At 57.4% G+C, this 3,654-nt stretch carries 3 protein-coding genes; all 3 read right to left on the bottom strand.

The window, feature by feature from the left end; all coding sequences use genetic code 11:
* Positions 1-106: 106 nt before the first annotated feature.
* Positions 107-1,405 carry a TRAP transporter large permease gene (locus QPM17_RS23260; RefSeq protein WP_285394132.1) on the bottom strand — a complete coding sequence of 433 codons (1,299 nt, stop codon included), beginning with the start codon at positions 1,403-1,405 and terminating at the stop codon, positions 107-109.
* Positions 1,406-1,579: 174 nt separating this feature from the next.
* Positions 1,580-2,098 (bottom strand): TRAP transporter small permease, encoded by a 519-nt coding sequence (locus tag QPM17_RS23255; RefSeq protein WP_285394131.1) that lies wholly within the window; start codon positions 2,096-2,098, stop codon positions 1,580-1,582.
* Positions 2,099-2,168: 70 nt separating this feature from the next.
* Positions 2,169-3,194, bottom strand: a complete 1,026-nt coding sequence (gene dctP / locus QPM17_RS23250; protein WP_285394130.1) for a TRAP transporter substrate-binding protein DctP — start codon at positions 3,192-3,194, stop codon at positions 2,169-2,171.
* Between the last annotated feature and the right edge of the window lie 460 nt (positions 3,195-3,654).

Raw genomic sequence — 3,654 nt, 5'->3', positions numbered from 1 at the left:
GTCGCGACCTGCCTGACATTGGCGGTACACAGCATGTCGGCCCTCGCCCAAGAGGCACGGGAATCCTGCGAGCCCGACGAGCAGCAGCGTGAGCTGCTCGAACGCGTCAGTTCACATAGCCGAGCAGCCGTGGCAGGTAGAGCGCCAGCGGCGACCAGTAGGTAGTGATCAGCATCACCGGTAGCGCGGTAAACAGCATCAGGCTCAAGGCAGGGCGCACCGCCTTGGAGACACCGACCTCGGTGACCTGGCACGACATGAACAGGATCGGTGCCATGGGTGGGCTGTTGCAGCCGATCACCACACTGGTGCCGATGATCGCCGCGAAGTGGATCGGGTCAATGCCGAGCTGCGCTACCACCGGTACCAACAGGGGGCTGGCAATCGCGATCACGCTCACATCGTCCATGATCATGCCGATCAGGACCAAGAACACGTTCACCATCAACAGAATGACGATCTTGTTCTCGAAAGTGCTCAGCAGGAAGTCGGTCAACTGCTGGGGCACCCCTTCCAGGGTGAGAATGCGGCTGACGATGAACGAGAAGAACAGAATGATGATGATCACCCCCGAGGTCGTGGCGGCAGCCATCATGCATTGCAGCACCTTCCTGAGATTCAACCCCTTGTAGACGAACATGCCCACGGGAATGGCATAGACCACCGCGACCGCCGCCGCCTCGGTGGGCGTGAAGATGCCGCCATAGATACCGCCGAGAATGATCACCGGCAGCATCAGCGCCGGCAGTGCCTTCCAGCCGGTCTCACCGATCGCCTTCACCCGCTCATCGAGCGGCATCCTGGCGCTGACGACGCCGGGTGACAGGCGCACCTTTATCGCGTTGTACACGCACAGGAATAGGATCAGCAATATAGCAGGGCCAATGGTCGCCAGGAAGCTGGCGGCAACCGATTGGCGCGTCACCACGGCGTAGAGGATCATGGTAATGCTGGGCGGTATCAGCAGCCCCAGCAGCGAGGATATCCCCAGCAACCCGGCAATGTAGGGCTGCTCGTAGCCATGCTTCTGCATGGGGCCGACCATGATGGAGCCAATGGAGGCCACGGCGGCGGAGGCCGTGCCGGAAATCGCCCCGAAGATACCGCAGGAAACGACCATGGACGACCCCATGCCGGCGCGCGAGCGTCCGGTCAGCGCCTCGACGAAACTTACCAGCCGCGCAGCCAGGCCACCCGACTGCATCAGGTAGCCGGTCATGATGAACAGCGGCAGGGCAATGAGAATGATCGAATTGATGGAGGAAAAGCCGGTGGTGGCGAGAAAGGCGATATCGATGTCATGAAAAAAAGCCAACGTGGCGACCATGGCGGCGAAGGAAAAGACCACCGGCACGCCGATCAGCATCAGCACGATCACCACGCCAATGGCGATTAAAGCACCCATAATGAATGATTCCCCTTACTTCACGAGAGAGTATTTACCCACGACTGCGCCCGCCCATGCCTGTGGTAATTCATCTCGAAATACACCGTTAACGCCGCTTTTTCGATTGATTCCGCCTTGCCCGGCCGTCGCTCGTGACTTTTGTAAACACCCTCCGAGCCCACGATGGCATAGTTACCGCTGTGCCAGTGTCTTGTTCTCTTGTCTGTGACGCAGTGCTTGGATATCGTCAATGAGATCTCTGACCAGGTATAGCGTCATGAAAATGGCGGCAGTGAGCAGACTGGCCTGTGCAAAATATATCGGGATCGAGAACACCGGCGTCGATTGTCCGCGGGCGAGCGCCCACTGCAGCAGCTCATTGCTCCACATGACGAACAGGCCGGCCAGCACGATGGAAATCGCGGTAGCAACGAGGCGAACCACGATGATGACGGTCTCGTTCTTCACCACCACCGGAATGAAGTCCGCCTGGAGATGCGCACGCTGCTTGGAGGCCAAGATGGCACCGAGCATGTAGAACCAGACAACGGCCAGCAGAATCAGCTCTTCCACCCCGAACAGGGCGATGCCGAGAATCGAGCGGGCAGTGATGCCAACCACGAAACCCAGCGCTACGAGCAGCCCGGCAACCGCCGCGATGGCCCCCACGACCCGTTCGAGCAGCCAGTCGAGAAGTTTGAAGACACGCATTGCTACGTCACTCCTCACCAGTGATCTGGAAATATCACGGGCAGACTCCTGGCGGACCCTGCCCTCGCGATCAATCGTTCAGCCGAGTGTGACTCAGGACTTCCTGAATCAGCTCGGTGCCGAATTCATCTTCCGCCTGTTGCCAGACCGCATCGCGCACGTGCTGTGCCATCTCCTCCAGAGCCTCCTGGGACGGCTCGATGTACTCCATGCCTCCTTCCTGCGCCGTGGCGATCCAGTACTCGTCCTCGGTTTGGGCATCCGTGAACTGTTTGTCGATCACATCATAGGCCGCGGACGCCACGATCTGCTGATCCTCTTCGTCCAGTTTCTCCCAAGTGTCCTGGTTTATCAGCAGCGCGGCGTGACTGAAGAAGTGCTTGGTATGCACGAAGTAATCGAGGATCTCACCGAAGAACTCGTAGTCCCAGTAAATGACGTTGCCGGCATCGCCATCCACGACCCCTGTCTGGATAGAGGTATACACCTCGTTCCAGTCCAACGGCACCGAGTGATAGCCCATCGCCTGCACGGTCTGCGGCACGGGGAAGGCAGGGATGGCGCGTACCTTCAGGTTTTTCTCCTGAGCCTCCTCGAGGTTTACCGCATGATCGCCGCGCGTGGCAACACCCGTGAAACCATACGGATAAAGTCCAAATATCTTGAGGCCCATGTCGGCAAAGATCGGCTCGACGATGTCATTCATCCAACCGCCGCGCTCCCAGGCTGCTTGGGCTTCCTCCCAGTTCAGGAACAGGTAGGGCAGCGACATCACGCCGACGCGGCTGTCATAGGAGGTTTGCGGTACGGTAATGGCCATGTCCACGCCGCCCATCAGCATATGGTCGAACACTTCGCTGACGTTGCCCAACGCGCCCTGGTGAAACACCTGGGCGGTCATGCGGCCATCGGAGCGTTCTTCGATCAGGTCGGCCCACATCTGCACGGAGCGCCCCACGGTGGAATCCGCAGTATCATCCGTGTTGACGATCCTGAAACGGTGAGTATCGTTGCTTGCCATGGCGGCATTGGCCATCAGTGTGGAGGCTGTTACACAAGCCAGGACAGCTGAAAATGGCTTTTTTTTAGTCAACATGGTTTCTATGTTCCCATTCGTTGTTTGAATATTTTTAAACAAAAAACTATTTACCAAAAAACTATTATAGTTTTTTTATTTTAATTTTCTGATCTATTTTTCAGCACAAAACTTACATACCCTAGTTTCGTTGGCAGTGTGCGAAATGAAAGCTCCCAGCTCTTATATTGACGAGGAATTAGCTTAAGGTGAAAGCAGGCTACCACGGTCCTGTTGGGAGAGCCTTTATCAATAACGACATGCACATATCTTAGGTCGCCATAGCCCTCTTGACGTTTCCCCCATAACACGACCACCGGCACGATGGCAATGAAGGAGGGAACTGGGTCATGCACAGAAAGCGTGAGGTAGGCATTCGGAGAAAAAAGCAGGAAGGAAAGAGGACCCTCCGTGGTCCGCTCCCGCGGTGCTCAGCGCGCGGTCAGTCGACGTAGGCCGCAATCGCGTCGTGAGCCGCTCG

Origin of the sequence: Marinobacter azerbaijanicus (genome assembly GCF_030250645.1) — a bacterium.
Classification (GTDB): Bacteria; Pseudomonadota; Gammaproteobacteria; order Pseudomonadales; family Oleiphilaceae; genus Marinobacter; species Marinobacter azerbaijanicus.
Note: the sequence above shows the minus strand (reverse complement) of the source record. Positions and strands in the feature narration are given on the sequence as shown.

Coding starts and splice junctions, on each gene's coding strand:
- QPM17_RS23260 (WP_285394132.1), bottom strand. CDS start 1,405: ATGGGTGCTTTAATCGCCATTGGCGTGGTGATCGTGCTGATGCTGATC.
- QPM17_RS23255 (WP_285394131.1), bottom strand. CDS start 2,098: ATGCGTGTCTTCAAACTTCTCGACTGGCTGCTCGAACGGGTCGTGGGG.
- dctP (WP_285394130.1), bottom strand. CDS start 3,194: ATGTTGACTAAAAAAAAGCCATTTTCAGCTGTCCTGGCTTGTGTAACA.